The following is a 16,066-nucleotide window of genomic DNA, read 5'->3' as shown; positions in this document are numbered from 1 at the left end:
GCACGCCGACAGCGGTCACCCGGTGCGGCGGGAAGGGATGCGGGGACCGACAGAGCCACAGCACCCAGGGAGTGCCATGAACGAGTACCAGGGCGGGCCCGACCACCGGTACCGCCGCCCGGAAGGTGTCGACGACCTGACCGTCGAGGCCCTCGGATCGCTGTCGAAGGCTCTGGAGACCACGGAGCGCGCCCGCGGCCATCTGTACAGCTTCCACCAGCTGACGGGCGGGGCCGACCTCGAACTGGAGCGAGCGGTACGGCTGCTGCGCGAGGCCGGGCACACCGAGTGGGCGGCGAAGGCCGAGGCGGAGATCCTGGGCCGCGACGTCATCCCCGGTCACTGGACCTTCCAGATCGTCGAGGCCTACGACGACACCTACTACGGGCCGTTCCGGGAGCTGGAACGCAGCGTGGTGAACGCACTCGCCCAGGGCCGGGGCCACCTGTACGAGGCGGAGATGAAGGAGGCACGCCGCACCCTCGGGCACCCCGGCCACACGGTGAGCCCCCCGGCCGCGGACGGCTGACCGCCTCCCGCACCGACCGGGCCCGCCGGGACCGCCGGCAGCGCACCTCCGAGCGACCCGGGACCACCCGAACTCCCGCACCCGCTCCACGACTTCCAGGACGGCTACCATGCAGACGTTCCTGCCCGATGCCGACTTCCGGCGCTCCGCCCTGATCCTGGACCGGCGCCGCCTGGGCAAGCAGCGGGTCGAGGCACTCCAGGTCCTGCGCGGCCTGACCGTTCCCGGATACGGCTGGCGCAGGCACCCGGCCGTGCGCATGTGGAGCGGCTACGAGGAGGCCCTGGTCCGCTACGGGCTCGAAGTCTGCCGGGTCTGGCGCGAGCAGGGGCACCAGGACAGCTGTGCCGCGTCACTGATCGCGGGATACGCGGCGGGCCGTCCGGGCGCACACGTGCGTGACCAGCCCGCTCTGGCCGCCGCCGGCGAACTCCCGCCCTGGCTCGGTGACGAGGCCTTCCACCGCAGTCACCAGTCCGCGCTCGTCCGCAAGGACCGGGACACGTACGCACCCGTGTTCCCCGGCGTGCCGGACGACCTGCCGTACGTGTGGCCGTCCTCCGACCGGGAGGGGACGACCGCCTGACCGGTGCGCCGCAGGATGCGGCGGGTTCGCCGGCGGGGCCGGCGAGGTCCGTCAAGTTCGCGACGCCCTGCGGGGTTCCCGCGAGCCGGACGTCACGACCGACGGGGCCGAGGGGTGAATCGCCGTCGACCGCCTCGGCGCCGCCGTCGTGCCGTCGCGGAACGCCCGGTCCACGGGCGCCCGTCTCAGACCATCGCCGGGACGGTCAGATGCCCGAACCCGAACGGCGGGAGCGCAGCTTGCCGATGAGCCGCTGGGCCTGGGCCCGGCGGCGCGGATCGGCCGCGGTACGGCGCACCTGATCGATCGTGCGCCGGCCCTGCGGGCTGTTGGCGAACTGCTTGATGCGCTGGAGAACTCCTGACATGACACTCCTCTCGCCAGGGGTGCCCTGCTCTCGTCGGGGCCCCACGAGGTCCGGCTACCCGGAAACCGGTGGTCCAGCCGCTGGCGGCCGGGGACGCGGCTGTCACCGCGTCGACTGGGCGGCGCCGGTACGGACATCACCGCCCCGTGCCCTGAGAGGCGCGCCGGCTTCGGTGAGCACGCGATGCACGAAGCCGTACGACCGGCCATGAGCCTCGGCTATGGCACGGATCGACTGCCCCTCCCGGTACTCCTTGGTGAAGGCTTCGGCCAACTCCTTGCGCGCGCTGCCCGTTATCCACTTGCCCTTGTGCACGGAGAATCTCCTCCCGCATCGCCGAAACGTGATCACCGGTTTCCCGCGTCGACGCGACCCATGCGGGGCAAGTGCTTCCGAAGGACGCAGGAGCACCGCATCGACTCGGTCACCGCTCCTCCAGCGGTCCCGCGGCCGCCCCCCGGCGCGGGGCCCGGTCGTCGGGGACGTTCGGGGAGGCGAAGTGGAACGGCACGCCGAGGCGGTCGGCCAGCGCCCGGCCGGCCTCGGCGGCGGCCGTTTCCGGAGGGGGACTGCCGCGGCGGCGGTAGACGGTCGCCACATGGCCTTCCCCGTCCGGTTCCTCCAGCACCGCGACCAGGACCACGAACCAGTCGTGCCCCGTGTCGCCGTCCCACACGGCCTCGATCGCGGCCACACGCCCTGGCAGGGCTGCGGAACGGGCAGCGAGCGAGGGGACGTCGAGCGGATCGGGCGGTGTGCGCCGGACCTGGTCGGCCAGGGCCGCGTATCGCGCACGGACCACCCGCTCCGCCTCGTACAAGCCCAGTCCCGACGGGCGCAGGGCGCCGCAGACGGCCTTGACCGCCGGCAGGCGGCGGTCCCGCAGCACTTCGGCGTCCACCTCTCGGCGCGTCCGCTCCTCCAGGGCAGCCCACCAGCCGCTCACTGGCTCATCACCTGCGTCTCCGGCACCGATCACGGACCTGAACGTACGTCAGGTCGCCGCCCGACGCCTCCGGGTTCCGTCCGCAGCGCCGTCACCCGCCACCGTCTCCGCCGACGCCGCCACCACCGTGCGCGGACCCTCGGCCGGCCGGGGCCTACGGCGACGTGGTCCAGCGGGGAGCCGTCCGGGCCCAGACGGTGTCCCACGCGGCGGCTGCCGTGGCGTGGACGCCGAGGGCGGCGATGACGGCCGATCCGACAGGTTGCTTCCAGGCCGGCCGCCACGACGGAAGGCCCTCACCTGTTCAAGCACCCGGCACGCGTGTCACCGACGTCCCGGGACAGCACACCTAGGCAGGGCGGACAGGCGGGAGAACACCGGACGCGGAGGGGTGGGTGTGGGCGGCTTGCAGCAGCTTGGCGGCGCCGCGAACCGCCGCGGTGTGCGGGGCCGGGACCACGCGCAGCGGCAGGTGCCACCGTTCGGTGAGACGGCGGGTGATCTCGGGGCGCAACGCACCACCACCGGCCAGCAGGACGCCGCGGTGCGCCGCGTCGGCGGCGAGCGAGGTGCGGTCCTGCCGGAGCACCGCGGTCAGCATCGAGGCCACCGCCCCGGCGATCTCCCCGGGTGTGGTCGTGTCGTCCAGATCGCCGGTGCCCAGGGCGGTGCGGCGCGCGTCGGTGATGTCGCCGTCGGCCAGCAGCACCACCTCGGTGAGGTGGGCGCCGATGTCCACCACCATCAGCGGACGGGACGTGTCCGCGCCGGCCGCCACGGCGATGGCCCGGGCGCCGGGCACGGTCAGGACGCTGTGCGGGCGGAGCACGTCGACCGCGCTGCGGGCCCGGGCGCGGTAGGCGACGCCGTCCAGGACGGGCGCGGTGACGATGACCATGGGGCGGGCGGAACGCGGCAGGCGGTGGGCGAGCAGCCGGTGGAGCATGCGGGCGCACTCGGGGGTGTCGATGATGGTGCCGCGCTGGATGGGGTGCACCGCGCCGGAGCCCGGGAAGGTCACGGACGGTACGTCGACGACCACCCCCTTCCCGGCGATCCAGGCGCGGGTGCGCACGCTGCCCATGTCCAGGGCGATGCCGCAGCAGCGCCGGCACAGCGGCCAGGGCAGGTGCCGGGCAACGGGGGCGCGGTCGTGGTCGGTGCCGGTCACGAGACCGCCTGCCTGACCTGCTGGCAGCGGACGCAGTAGCGGCACTGCGGCACGATCGTCAGCCACTCCCGGTCGATGGGGCGCCGGCACAGGTGGCAGGTGCCGTACGAGCCGTCGTCCATGCGCCGCAGGGCCGCCTCGACGTCGGCGAGGACCATGCGGGCGGACGCGGCGAGCTTGACGCGCACCTCGATCTGCGCGGCGGCCTGCCGCTGCAGCCGGTCCTCGGCGCGTGAGGTGACCGGTCCGGCGAGCTGCAGCAGTTGCTCCTGGCGGAACAGGCGCTGCTCCTGGAGGTGCCGGCGCAGTGCGGCGAGGTCCTCGGCCGACAGGTGTGTCGCGCTCTGGCCGATGGTCTGGTGGTTCACCACTTCACCCCTTCGGGGGCAGGAGGCAGGAGGGCGGCGTGACGGGCGGTGGTCAGGTGGCGCGGCGCTGGCAGGCGACGCAGTACCGGGTGTAGGGCAGGATCTCCAGCCGCTCCGCGGGGATGGGCCTCGCGCAGTCCTGGCAGGTGCCGTAGGAGCCGTCGTCGATGCGGGTGAAGGCCTCCTCGATCTCCTTCAGCACCCGCCGCATGGCGGACTTCTGCTCGGACAGCAGGTACGCGTCCGTGGTGTGCACGGTCTCGTCGAGGGCCTGGAGCTGGGCCAGCCGCGAGACACGGGCGTGTTCCAGGTGCCGTCGCGCCTCGTCCCGATGGGGTTCGGCCCGGGTGGCGTCGAGTGACATGGTCGCTTCCCTTCGCGGCGGCCCACGGCGCGGCGGCGTCGCCGAGCCGCACGCCCGTCGTCGGCGGTGATCGTGTGCCTCCCACCATGGCCGGGCCGGCGGCGGACACCCATCGGGCGCGGAACCCATCTACGCCGGGGCGCGGAACCCATACGAAGGGCCATGGGTGGTGCGCGCCCCTCGGAATGGGCTCCGGGCCCCATCGACGCGGCACACGCCACGGGGGACGCTGGCCCAAGGCGCACCCGAGCGCCCCGGTACCGTGGTCGCGGTGGGGCTGCGCGATGGCCGACAGTGGAGGTGGACCGAGGTTGTAGAAGGGGAGGCGTAGGGCCGGTGTCCTTGTTCTGGCGGATCTTCGCCCTGAACGCCGTCGTGCTGGGCACGGCGACCGCGCTGCTCCTGTGGGCCCCGGTGACCGTCTCCGTGCCGGTCCTCCTCACCGAGGCGATCATCCTGGTCGGCGGAATGGCCGTGATGCTCGTCGCCAACGCCGTGCTGCTGCGGCTCGGACTGGCCCCGCTCGACCGGCTCACGAAGCTGATGAGCACCGTGGACCTGCTGCGCCCCGGCCAGCGTCTGCCCGCTTCCGGAGGCGGCGAGGTCGCCGAGGTGATCCGCACGTTCAACGCCATGCTGGAACGGCTGGAACACGAAAGGGCCACCAGCAGCGCCCGCGCCCTGCTGGCCCAGGAATCCGAACGCCGCCGCATCGCCCAGGAGTTGCACGACGAGGTCGGCCAGAGCATGACCGCGATCCTGCTGGGACTGAAGCGGGTTGCCGACGACGCACCGGCGGCACTGCGGGAAGACCTGCACGAGGCCCAGGAGATCACCCGGCAGAGCCTCGACGAGGTCCGTCGCCTGGTGCGCCGGCTGCGGCCCGGCGTGCTGGACGACCTGGGTCTGGTCAGTGCGCTGACCTCGCTCACCGAGGACTTCGCCACGCACACCGGGCTGCGGGTCAGCCGCCGGTTCGACGCCGACCTGCCCGCCCTCGCGCCGGAGACCGAACTGGTCCTCTACCGCGTCGCCCAGGAGTCGCTGACCAACGTCGCCCGCCACGCGGACGCCCAGCGGGTCACGGTCGCCCTGCGCCACGCCGACGACAGCGTGGTGCTGACGGTCACCGACGACGGCTCCGGCATCGAGGCCCCCCGCGAAGGCGCCGGCATCCGCGGCATGCGCGAGCGGGCCCTGCTCATCGGGGGGAGCCTCGAGATCACCCCGGCACCCGGTACCGGCACCCGGGTCCAGCTCACCGCGCCCGTTCCCAGGAAGCAGCCCTGACCATGCCCGACGCCACGACGCCCCCGGCGGGGACACCACCCCGGACGGCCTCCCGGAGCACGATCCGTATCCTGCTCGCCGACGACCACGCGCTGGTCCGGCGGGGTGTGCGGCTCATCCTCGACCAGGAACCCGACCTGGAAGTGGTCGCCGAGGCCGGTGACGGCGCCGAGGCCGTCAGCCTGGCCCGCGCCCATGACGCCGACCTGGCCGTGCTGGACATCGCCATGCCGCGCATGACCGGCTTGCAGGCCGCCAGGGAACTGGCCGTGCTCAAGCCGGGCCTGCGGATCCTGATGCTCACCATGCACGACAACGAGCAGTACTTCTTCCAGGCCCTGAAGGCCGGCGCGAGCGGGTACGTGCTGAAGTCGGTCGCCGACCGGGACCTGGTCGCCGCGTGCCGGGCCGCGATGCGGGACGAACCGTTCCTGTACCCCGGCGCGGTCACCGCCCTGATCCGCAACTACCTGGACCGGGCCCGGCGCGGCGAGGAAGCCCCCGACCAGGTCCTCACCCCCCGCGAGGAGGAGGTCCTGAAGCTGGTGGCCGAGGGGCACTCGTCGAAGGAGATCGCCGAGCTGCTGTTCATCAGCGTCAAGACGGTCCAGCGGCACCGCGCCAACCTGCTGCAGAAGCTGGGCCTGCGTGACCGCCTGGAACTCACCCGCTACGCCATCCGCGTCGGCCTGATCGAACCCTGACGTCCCGTCCGGCCCACCGGTGGCCGCCCGCTCCGGGACCCGCCACCCGCACACCACGACGAGAGGGGAGGGGCATGCACCACCCCGCGCGCACCGCCCCCCGCCGAAGCAACACCGGGCTCTCCGCCGCAGCGGTACTGGCGGCCGTCGTCCTGACACTGCTGACCGCGGTGGGCCTCACGGGCCCCGCGAGTGTGGGCGACGCCGCGGTGACGGGCGGCCTCGCGATCGACGGTGGCCCGGCGGTGACGAGCGGCGCGTCGGCCGGGGGTGGCGCCGGGGCGACGAGTGGTCCCGGGACGACTGGTAGTTCCGTGATCCTGAGCGGCCCGGCGATGACGAGTGACCTCGGGACCGCGTACGGCTTCGCGCCCGCGGGCGGCCCCCTCGACACGCGTGGCCCTGTCATCGCGTACGGCTCCGCTGCCCCGGGTGGCCCCGCAGCTCCGGGCGGCGTCGGGACCGTGTACGGCCCCGCGCCCCCGGGCGGTCCCGCCGACACGCGTGGCCCTGTCATCGCGTACGGCTCCGCAGCCCCGGGTGGCCCCGCAGCTCCGGGCGGCGTCGGGACCGTGTACGGCCCCGCGCCCCCGGGCGGTCCCGCCGACACGCGCGGCCCTGTCATCGCGTACGGCTCCGCAGCCCCGGGTGGCCCCGCAGCCCCGGGCGACCTCGCGAGCGTGTACGGCCCCGCGCCCCCGGGCGGCCCCCTCGACACGCGCGGCCCTGCCACCGCCTACGGCTCCGCAGCCCCGGGCGCCCCCGCAGCCCCGGGCGACCTCGCGACCGCGTACGCCCCCGCGCCCCCGGGCGGCCCTGCGCCCGCGGGCGGTCCCGCGGATACGCGTGGCCCTGTCATCGCGTACGGCTCCGCAGCCCCGGACGCCCCCGCATCCGTGGGCGCCCCGCCGATGACGGGTGCCCCGGCGACCCCGGGCGGCCCCGCGTCCACGGACGGCCCACCGGGGGTAGTGGCGGCGGCAGCGGGTTACCACCTGGAGCCCGGGCCGCGTGCCGGCGACGGGTGTGACCCCGTCTGCGTCGTCCGCGCGGCGCCGCGTCAGGAGCAGCACGGCGAGCAGCGCGCTCCGCGGTGCCAACTCGGGGCCTGTCCCGAGCGTACGGACGTCACCCCGCCCGGCCCGGCGCCGCACACGGAAACCGTCCGGCACGTCCCCTCCTCGGGTTCTCACGCGCCCCGTGACCGTGGCCGGGCCCCGCCGGTCGCCTCCGGCACCTGACATCCTCTCTCCTTCCCCTCACCGCTCACCCCGCCCCCGGGCCGCGGCCCCGCCAGGGCCCGCGCCGTGGCCGTGGTGTGCCTGCCGGAGGCTCCCGTTGACCCGTTCCCTGCGGGTGAGGGCGTTGCTCGCCCTCGCCGTGATCGCCGTATCGCTGTACATCACCGTCACCGTGCCGGTCCGCCTCGGACTCGACTTGCGCGGCGGCACCCAGATCGTGCTCCAGACCCGGTCCACCGCCGGCACCGAAGCCGACCGCGCGGCCACCGACCGCACCCTGGAGGTGCTGCGCGGCCGCATCGACGCGCTCGGCGTCGCCGAACCCACCCTCGTCCGCTCCGGCGACGACCGCATCGTCGTCGAACTCCCCGGTGTGCAGGACCCGAAGAAGGCCGCCGACGTCCTGGGCCGCACCGCGCAGCTCACCTTTCACCCCGTGCTCGGCACCGCTGCCGGGGCGGACGACGACTCCCGTCCCCTGCCGAAACGGTCCCCGCAATCCGTCCTGCCCGACGAGTCCGGTACGCCCCTGCGCCTCGGTGCCGCGGCGCTGACCGGCGCGCACGTCGAGGAAGCCGCCGCCCGTTTCGACCAGCAGGGCGGCGCCGGATGGCACGTCACCGTCGGCTTCGCCGGCGCCGGCCGGGACGGCTGGGCCCGGCTGACCGGCGAGGCCGCCTGCCACCCGCCGGGCGCTCCGGAGCGGCGGGTCGCCATCGTCCTCGACGGCAAGGTCATCTCCTCACCACAGGTCGCCCCGTCCGTCGCCTGCGGGACCGGCATCCGCGACGGCGCCACACAGATCACCGGCTCCTTCGGCCCCGAGGAGGCCCGCGAACTGTCCCTGCTCGTCAACGGCGGAGCCCTGCCCGTGCCGGTCGAGACCGTCGAGCAGCGCACCGTCGGCCCGACCCTGGGCGCGCAGGCCATCACGGCAAGTGCCTGGGCGGCGGCCATCGGCACGGCGCTGACCTCGCTGTTCATCATCGCCGTCTACCGGCTGATGGGGGTGCTGGCCGCAGTGGCCCTGGTCTGCCACGGCCTGGTCTCCTACGCCGCCCTGGCCGTGCTCGGCGCCACCTTGACCCTGCCGGGCCTGGCCGGTTTCGTCCTGGCGATCGGCATGGCCGTGGACGCCAATGTCCTGGTCTTCGAACGGGCCCGCGAGGAGTACGCCGCCCGCCGCCGCCCCACTGCCCGCTCGGCGCTGGCGGCCGGGTTCCGCAACGCGCTCGGCGCGATCGCCGACTCCAACGTCACCACCCTGATCGCCGCCACGCTGCTGTTCTTCCTCGCGTCCGGCCCCGTGCGGGGCTTCGGTGTGACCCTCGGCATCGGCGTGCTCGCCTCCATGTTCAGCGCCCTGGTGATCACCCGGGTGCTCGCCGAGTACGCCACCGGCCGCCCCGGCCTGCGCCGCCGTCCGCACCTGACCGGCATCGCGACCACGGGCGTCGTCCGTGCCCGGCTCGCCCGGCGCGACCCCCACCTCATGCGCCACCCGCGCCGCTGGCTGGCCACGTCCGCCGCCGTGCTCGTCCTGGCCGCGTCGGGCATCGCGGTGCGGGGCCTCCAACCGGGTGTGGAGTTCACCGGCGGCCGTCTCGTCGAGTACGCCACCAGCGCCCCCGTCGACGCCGACCGGGCCCGCGCCGCGCTCGCGGAGGCCGGATTCTCCCGGGCCGTCGTGCAGTCCTCCGGCGACAGCGGCCTGACCGTGCGCACCGAGCAGCTGACCGACGCCGAGGAAGCCCAGGTCACCGGCGCCGTACGCGACCTCGCGGGCGGGGCGGACAAGGTCCGCGACGAGCTGATCGGCCCCAGCCTCGGGAAGGAGCTGCGCCAGGCCGCCCTGCTCGCGCTCGCCGTGGCCCTCGGTGCGCAGCTCGTCTACCTGGCGGCGCGCTTCCGTCTGCTGTTCGGCACCGCCGCGGTCGCGGCCCTCGCGCACGACGTGGTGATCCTCGTCGGCGTCTTCGCCTGGCTGGGCAAGCCCGTCGACGGGGTGTTCCTGGCAGCCCTGCTCACCGTCATCGGCTACTCGGTGAACGACTCCGTGGTCCTCTTCGACCGCGTCAGGGAACTGGCCCGCCCAGCCGGGCCGCCTCGCCCGGCCGCCGCGACACCGCTGTCCGACCTCGCGAACCAGGCGATCGTCCAGACGCTGCCCCGCACCGTGAACACCGGCATGGGCGCCGCCTTCATCCTCACCGCCCTCGCCGTGCTCGGCGGGTCCTCGCTCACCGACTTCGCCCTGGCACTGCTCATCGGCCTCGCGGTCGGCACCTACTCCTCGGTCTTCACCGCTGTTCCAGTGGCCCTGGAACTCCACCGGTACCGCGACCGGCCCCGCCCACCCCGCCGCGGGCCGGCTGCGACCGGCGGGTTCCGCCCTCGGCACGGCGACGGCGACCGCGGACGTCATCGCCCGAAGCCCGCTGGTGCGGCACCATCCTGACGGACGTATCGTGGCAAAGGGAACGTCAAGTGGCGGTGTCCTCAAGCCCGTCCACTCCCTTCCGTTCCCTCTTCAACAGTCCATCCCTGGACGTTCGGCCGGCGGTCGCCGGTGGATCGCGGCGCCGGCCTCTGCAGGAAGGCCTTGAGAACATGACACGCGATCAGCACACCTCTGTCTCCAACCAGCCCGAGGAACAGCTCGCCCTGGGCGCGGAGCAGGCGCTCTTCCAGCCCCCGTCGGAGGGCGTGGAGGGCACCGCGGCGCAGGCGGCCCCCAACGGAATGGAAACGGTCGAGGGGTACGTGCGTCCGGAGTACGACAGGATGCCGGCCGAGGCATGGATCCCGCCGACCGCGGACCTGCCCGACATCGGCGTGGCGTCGTTCGGGCCGCCTCGGCCGGTGGCCGAGACCGTCCATCTCCCCGACGACAGAGTCCAGGTCACGAACACGGCCGACTATCCCTGGCGCGTGCACGCGTCCCTGCTCATCACCGCGGCGAACGGTGACCGGTACATCGCGACCGCCTGGTTCGTCGGACCGCACACGCTCGCGACCGCCGGCCACGTGGTGTTCATCAACCACCCCGGTCATCCCGACCACGGCTGGGTCCAGAGCATCCAGGTCATGCCCGGCCGCAACGGCTCGGTCCTGCCCTTCGGCTCCGTCACGAGCACCAACTTCCGCTCGGTGCGCGGATGGACCGAATCGGGTGACGAGAACTACGACTACGGCGCGATCATCATCCCGACCGAACTGGGCTCCACCACCGGATGGTTCGGGTTCGGGGCGTGGCCGGACGCCGATCTGCTGAAGACCACCGGCAACATCTCCGGCTACCCGGGCGACAAGCCGCCGGGCACCCAGTGGTACGACGCGCGGGGCATCAGTTCGGTGAACCCGCTGAAGGTGTACTACGACATCGACACCGCCGGCGGGCAGAGCGGGAGCGCCGTGTACCGCGTCGTCAACGGCAGCCGCTACGGGATCGCCGTACACGCCTACGGCGGGGCGACCGTCAACTCGGGGACGAGGATCACCCAGCCCGTCTACGACAACCTCGTGGCCTGGAAGGCCTGAGGTGGCGCACGACGATCACTCCGTCCATCTGATCACCGGGGTCGTGGAGGACACGACGACGGGCAGGCCCGTCCCGGAGGCCAGTGTGTATCTGACCGCCGGCCCGGGCCCCTACCCCGACGTCGCCGCGCTCTCCGGGGCCGACGGCAGCTTCACCCTCTCCGTGCGGGGGGAGGGCGCCTACACCCTCCAGTGCCGCACAACGGACGACAGGACCGGCGAGGCCACCGTCACCGCAGGGGGCGACAGTCCGACGCGAGTCCGTCTGCGGGTATGAGGAAGGGCTCCGGTGGACACCGGACCACCTCCCGTGCTCAGCGGCGTTCGAAGCGGCTGCCGGACTGGCCGCCCGGCGCCGTCAGGGGCGTCGGCTCAGCCCACGGGCGGCCGGCGTGGCCAGGCCGTGCCTGCCCGGGCGAGCCCGAACGGCCGCGCCCCGCGGTCCGGGCGCCCGTCGAGCCCGGGGCGGCAGCCAGGCGGCGATCATCGTGGCCGACGCGCCGACCTTCAACCGCGTGCCCTGGTCGGCGAGTTGAGCGAGCACAGCCCCGACCTCGTGCGGATCTGGTCGGAGCCTCGCTCAGCGACTGCCTGCCCTCACAGCGCGCATACCGCCATCCGCGGGTCGGCAGCACGACGCTCGACGAGGAAGTGGTCCGGCTGACCGACGACCCCGGGGTACGCATCACCTTCAGGGCTCCGCCGGCACACGCGAGGCGGGGCCCCGATCATGCCGTGTGCTCGCCCTCCCCGTGCACGGTTGCGAGTCATCGGGGCGAGAGTAGCCTGGAGTTGATCGACGCCACCCGGTTTCTGGAGGTAGGCGATGTTGATCCGATTCCTGCGGCGCCGTATGCCGCGCGGCCTCGTCCTGCTCGGCGGCGGCCGTCTGATCCGGGGTTTCAGCGGCGGCGACTACGACGGTCACGGATACCAGTCCTGACACCGTGCAGCCGGGCGAGGGAGGTCGTGCGGTGACACAGGACCCCGACGCCCTGGCGGCCATGACACGGATCCTCTCACCGCACTGCCGTGTCACCAGGCTGCCCGGCGGAGCACTCATCGCCGACTGGAAGCGGACGCGGTTCCTCGGAATGGCGACGGCGGACGTCGAGAAGTTCGCCGACGAAGGCTCCGGGGAGCGCGCCCGACTCGTCAGCGGACTCGTGCGAGCCGGATGCGCGCCGGCCGGCCGGCCCGCGGACACGGACACCGAGGTCGGACACTGGCTGCGCGGCGGGCACCTGCTGATCCGGACGCTCGGGTTCGGCCGCGTCCTGCGCCTCCTGCCCTTGGTCGCCCCGCAGTACGCCCGGACGGACACCCCGTCCGCGGCGGACGTCGCGCGACTGAAACGGGCGGTGCAGACGGTCAGCCGCGGCAGCTGGTTCGTCAACGGCGACTGCAAGACCGAGGCCGTCACGGCCTTCGTCCTGCTGCGGCGGCACGGCTTCGAGGCCGCACTGCACGTGGGTGTGCGCGAGCACCCGTTCGCCCTGCACGCCTGGACGTCCGCGGCCGGCCTGAGCATTCCGGACGCCGATCCGCGAGGGCACGCCTTCGCGCCGGTCCTCACGATCGGGTGCTGAGGGCGTCGGCATGGAAGCGCTGCGAGTCGAGTTCGCCGGGGGCGCGCCCCGGCTCAGGGCAGCCGAGGCCATGGTCCGCCGGGGGCTCGTGACGACGGTGTCCTCACCAGCCGGCACGGCGGCGGTCGTCGGCTGGACCGGGTCGGTCCGCGACCGCCTGGCGGGCGCACGCGCTCTTCTCGGCGCCTTCGCCCGGCCGGGGTGTGAACCGCCCCTGCCCATCGGCGACTTCGCCGCGGTCCTCGTGTACCGCGACCGCGTCCTGCTGATGCGGGACGGGCAGGCGCGCATCCCCCTGTTCTTCAGGCGGTCCGGTGACCGGGTGAGCGCGGTGAGTACCTCGGCGCGCGGCCTGGGCGACGCGGCGGAGCTGGAACCCTGCTACTTCTGCCGGTACCTGACCGGGAACATGGCGCAACCGCACACGGAGCTGAGCCCGTTCACCGGGGTGCACCGGATCCTCGGCGGCGAGGTGGTGGAGCTCTCCGTCACCGGGCGGATGCGCGGCCGCCGGCCGGGCCGCACCGCCGGGGCCGGCGACGAGCCGCCGGCGGCGGTCACGGACGCAGACACCGCCGGCCGGCAGCTGCGCCGCGCGCTGGAGCACGCCGTCGGGCGCCGCCTCGGCCGGACGGTCGCCTGCCACGTCTCCGGCGGCACCGACTCCACCAGCGTCGCGTTGCTCGCGGCCCGTCTGCTCGCCGAGGGACAGCAGGGCGGCACCGGGGAGCTGATCCTGCTGGCCGGACGCTTCGGCGGGGGAGAGCTGGCCGGGGAGCGGCCGTACCTGGAGGAGGCGGTGGAGGCGGTCCGCGGGCTGGCACCCGGCGCCCGCCCGGTGATCGTCGACGCCGACGACGTGGCCGACTTCGACGACTTCGCGCACCACGCCATGGCCTCCGACGAGCCCCATGCCCACGCCTTCCGGGCGCCCTTCTGGAGCAGACTGCACGCCGCCGCGGCCGAGCTGGGCTGCGACACCGTCCTCACCGGATGCGGAGCCGATCCGGTCGTGGACGCCAACCCCTTCCATCTGCACCGGCTGGCCCGGTCCGGACGGCTCCGGGAGATGACGAGCCTGGCGCGGGCCCGGGCGGCGTCGAGCGAGCAAGGGGTGCGCGACATCGTCCGCACCCACGTCGTGCGGCCGGCGTTGCCGCTGACCGCCGAACGGGTCACACGCCTCGCCCACCGCGGCACGGTCCTCGGGGGCCTCGGCCACTTCACCCGTCCGCCGTGGCTGCGACGCGGATTCGCGCGGGCGCACGGCTACCGCGCGGCCGGCCTGGCGGAGAGCCGCTTCCTGTTCGGAACCACGCCGGAACGGTCGCTCTACGACGCGGCCAACTACCTCGCCGCACCCGACCCGCTGTCCTGGCGCTGCGCACCGCGCGACGGCTTCTTCCTCTCCCATCCTTTCCTCGACCCGGAGGTCATCGCCACGATGCGCCGCCTCCCCGCCGAAGCGACGTTCCGCCCCGGCCGTCCGAAGGCGGTGCTGCGCGACGCCATGGCGGACATGCTCCCGCCCCGGATACGCGACCGAACGGACAAGATCCCGTTCAACGATCCGTACGTCCATGGTCTGCGCGCGCACGGCGACGACCTCGTCGGCCTCTGCCGCTCCGCACGGCATCCGCTCGTCACGGAGATGTTCGACATCGACACACTCTGCCAGGCGGTGCGGGAGGCCCGGCTGGGCCTGGGCGACTCCGCCTCCTGGGACCGTGTGAACGGCTCGCTCGCTCTGGTGGTGTGGCTCGAAGGACTGCTGGACGGGTCTTCTCCGGCGCCCGGCGCGACCATGCCGGTCAGCGTGGTCTCCTGAGGCCCGCGGGAACGCGCCCGGCACTCACCGGGCACGCGGCGCCGGACGTCCGCCGGCAGGGGCGGGCGGGCCCGCCCGCTCGCCGGTCAGGGGCGTGTGACGATCAGCGCGATGTCGTCGCGGCCACCGCCGGGGACGCCGAGGCGTGCCAGGACCGTGTCGGCGAGTTGCCCGGTGCCGAGGTGACCGCATGCGCCGAGCACGTCGATCAGGCGTCCGAGGCCGGCGTCGATGTCCTCGCCGCGGCGCTCGATCAGCCCGTCGGTGTACAGGGGGGTGACGTCCCCCACTCCCTCACCGTACGGTCCGCCCCGAATCCGCGCCCGCCCTCCCCTCGCCGCACCGCCGGCACCCCCCGTACCGAGGCCGCCGTGGACCGGTGTCCGAGCCGTGCGCGTCACCCGACCCGGCGACGACCGGGGGACCAGGCGCTGCGCCGACCGGGGCCGGGTTCTAAGCTGCGGTCATGAGCGAGATCCAGACCCCGACGCCCCGCGACGCATTCGAGCTGCTGCTGGCCGGCAACCAGCGCTTCGTCGCCGGCACCCCCGAGCACCCGAACCAGGACGCCACCCGCCGCGCGGAGATCGCACCGTCCCAGCAGCCCTTCGCCGTGCTGTTCGGGTGTTCGGACTCCCGGCTGGCCGCCGAGATCATCTTCGACCGCGGTCTGGGCGACCTGTTCGTCGTGCGCACCGCGGGCCACGTGGCGGGCGCGGAGGTGCTGGGCAGCATCGAGTACGGCCTGGACGTGCTGGGCTGCCCGCTGGTCGTGGTGCTCGGTCACGACTCGTGCGGCGCGGTCGGCGCGGCGTGCGCCGCGCTGGAGGACGGCATGACCCCGGCCGGCTACGTCCGCGACGTCGTCGAGCGGGTGACCCCCAGCGTGCTGGCGGCGCGGGCCGCCGGACGGGTCGAGCCGGACGAGATTCTCGCCGAGCACATAAGGCACACCGTCGACCTGCTGCTGGACCGCTCCCGGGTGCTCGCCGAGAAGGTCGCCGCCGGCCAGGCCGCCGTGGTGGGCCTGTGCTACCGCCTGGCCGACGGCAGCGCACAGCTCGTCGCCTCCCACGGCCTCGACGCGGTGCTCCCCGCCGCGTCCTGACCGCCCGGCCACCGGCCGGTGGAAGGCGCAGCCCGCCCCGCGCCGCCCTGACGGGGACCGGGCCGCGCCGCGTTCACCGGCCGCCGGCCTCGCAGCGCCGCCGGGCGGACCCGACGGTGCCGGAACCTCCCGGGCGCCCAGCCGTACGGGACCGTGCGGCGCCCGGCAGGCCCCGGCGGGGTCCGCCCCGCCGGAACGGGCGCCGCGTGTGCCCCCGGGCTCCGCGTCCCGGCGTCCTCCACCGTCGCGGGGGCACGCGCCCCGCAACGCGCGGCCCGCGACGGGCGTACGCGCGCCCCCGCCGTCTCATGCCCGGTGCGCCGCCCCCGGAGGACGCACACGCGTGTTTCGTGCAGCGCGGCGCGCGCATCGTGCAGGACGACGTGCCTCCCTCCTCCGCACACTCGGTGATCCAAGCCATCGGCGCACACCGGA

Annotated in this window: 17 protein-coding genes; 10 read left to right on the top strand and 7 right to left on the bottom strand. The window is 74.2% G+C overall.

The genetic code is table 11. The annotated features are described in order from the left end of the window. The first annotated feature begins 76 nt into the window (after positions 1-76). On the top strand, positions 77-529 hold the full coding sequence (locus AB0946_RS28565) for a hypothetical protein (RefSeq protein WP_366763522.1): 453 nt from the start codon (positions 77-79) through the stop codon (positions 527-529). A gap of 109 nt (positions 530-638) precedes the next feature. Beyond that, positions 639-1,115 (top strand): MSMEG_6728 family protein, encoded by a 477-nt coding sequence (locus AB0946_RS28560; RefSeq protein WP_225809953.1) that lies wholly within the window; start codon positions 639-641, stop codon positions 1,113-1,115. Positions 1,116-1,320: 205 nt separating this feature from the next. On the opposite strand, the gene AB0946_RS28555 is transcribed toward AB0946_RS28560, so the two are convergent. The 6 genes from AB0946_RS28555 to AB0946_RS28530 all read right to left on the bottom strand — a co-directional run bounded on the left by AB0946_RS28555 (position 1,321) and on the right by AB0946_RS28530 (position 4,331). Continuing rightward, positions 1,321-1,482: a hypothetical protein gene (locus AB0946_RS28555; protein ID WP_366763521.1), complete on the bottom strand. Its 162-nt coding sequence runs from the start codon at positions 1,480-1,482 to the stop codon at positions 1,321-1,323. 102 nt (positions 1,483-1,584) lie between these two features. Continuing rightward, a complete protein-coding gene (locus tag AB0946_RS28550) occupies positions 1,585-1,797 on the bottom strand; it encodes a helix-turn-helix domain-containing protein (RefSeq protein ID WP_366763520.1) in 213 nt (70 codons plus the stop codon). A gap of 109 nt (positions 1,798-1,906) precedes the next feature. After that, a complete protein-coding gene (locus AB0946_RS28545; RefSeq protein ID WP_366763519.1) occupies positions 1,907-2,428 on the bottom strand; it encodes a hypothetical protein in 522 nt (173 codons plus the stop codon). Between the two features lie 349 nt (positions 2,429-2,777). Beyond that, positions 2,778-3,599: a rod shape-determining protein gene (locus AB0946_RS28540; protein ID WP_366763518.1), complete on the bottom strand. Its 822-nt coding sequence runs from the start codon at positions 3,597-3,599 to the stop codon at positions 2,778-2,780. Next, complete coding sequence (locus AB0946_RS28535) at positions 3,596-3,970, bottom strand: TraR/DksA C4-type zinc finger protein (protein WP_366763516.1); 375 nt, start codon at positions 3,968-3,970, stop codon at positions 3,596-3,598. Before AB0946_RS28535 ends, AB0946_RS28540 begins: the two co-directional genes overlap by 4 nt. A 49-nt stretch (positions 3,971-4,019) precedes the next feature. Continuing rightward, positions 4,020-4,331, bottom strand: a complete 312-nt coding sequence (locus tag AB0946_RS28530; protein ID WP_366763515.1) for a TraR/DksA C4-type zinc finger protein — start codon at positions 4,329-4,331, stop codon at positions 4,020-4,022. A gap of 336 nt (positions 4,332-4,667) precedes the next feature. Between AB0946_RS28530 and AB0946_RS28525 the strand changes: the two genes are divergently transcribed. The 7 genes from AB0946_RS28525 to AB0946_RS28495 all read left to right on the top strand — a co-directional run bounded on the left by AB0946_RS28525 (position 4,668) and on the right by AB0946_RS28495 (position 14,523). After that, complete coding sequence (locus AB0946_RS28525) at positions 4,668-5,621, top strand: histidine kinase (RefSeq protein WP_366763514.1); 954 nt, start codon at positions 4,668-4,670, stop codon at positions 5,619-5,621. Between the two features lie 2 nt (positions 5,622-5,623). Then, positions 5,624-6,325: a response regulator transcription factor gene (locus AB0946_RS28520; protein ID WP_366763513.1), complete on the top strand. Its 702-nt coding sequence runs from the start codon at positions 5,624-5,626 to the stop codon at positions 6,323-6,325. A gap of 1,338 nt (positions 6,326-7,663) precedes the next feature. Next, on the top strand, positions 7,664-10,024 hold the full coding sequence (gene secD / locus AB0946_RS28515) for a protein translocase subunit SecD (RefSeq protein ID WP_366763512.1): 2,361 nt from the start codon (positions 7,664-7,666) through the stop codon (positions 10,022-10,024). 152 nt (positions 10,025-10,176) lie between these two features. Then, complete coding sequence (locus AB0946_RS28510; RefSeq protein WP_366763511.1) at positions 10,177-11,106, top strand: endopeptidase; 930 nt, start codon at positions 10,177-10,179, stop codon at positions 11,104-11,106. A gap of 1 nt (position 11,107) precedes the next feature. After that, positions 11,108-11,383: a carboxypeptidase regulatory-like domain-containing protein gene (locus tag AB0946_RS28505; RefSeq protein ID WP_366763510.1), complete on the top strand. Its 276-nt coding sequence runs from the start codon at positions 11,108-11,110 to the stop codon at positions 11,381-11,383. 697 nt (positions 11,384-12,080) lie between these two features. Then, positions 12,081-12,695, top strand: a complete 615-nt coding sequence (locus AB0946_RS28500; protein WP_366763509.1) for a lasso peptide biosynthesis B2 protein — start codon at positions 12,081-12,083, stop codon at positions 12,693-12,695. Between the two features lie 10 nt (positions 12,696-12,705). Next, a complete protein-coding gene (locus AB0946_RS28495; protein ID WP_366763508.1) occupies positions 12,706-14,523 on the top strand; it encodes an asparagine synthase-related protein in 1,818 nt (605 codons plus the stop codon). 86 nt (positions 14,524-14,609) lie between these two features. On the opposite strand, the gene AB0946_RS28490 is transcribed toward AB0946_RS28495, so the two are convergent. Continuing rightward, entirely contained in the window at positions 14,610-14,924 is a 315-nt protein-coding gene (locus AB0946_RS28490; protein WP_366763507.1) for a SpoIIE family protein phosphatase, read from the bottom strand. A 65-nt stretch (positions 14,925-14,989) separates the two neighbouring features. On the opposite strand from AB0946_RS28490, the gene AB0946_RS28485 reads away from it, so the two are divergent. Then, positions 14,990-15,631 (top strand): carbonic anhydrase, encoded by a 642-nt coding sequence (locus AB0946_RS28485; RefSeq protein ID WP_366763506.1) that lies wholly within the window; start codon positions 14,990-14,992, stop codon positions 15,629-15,631. Positions 15,632-16,066: the final 435 nt, after the last annotated feature.

The sequence above is a fragment of the Streptomyces sp. NPDC046870 genome (assembly GCF_040704595.1).
GTDB lineage: Bacteria > Actinomycetota > Actinomycetes > Streptomycetales > Streptomycetaceae > Streptomyces > Streptomyces argyrophylli.
Note: the sequence above shows the minus strand (reverse complement) of the source record. Positions and strands in the feature narration are given on the sequence as shown.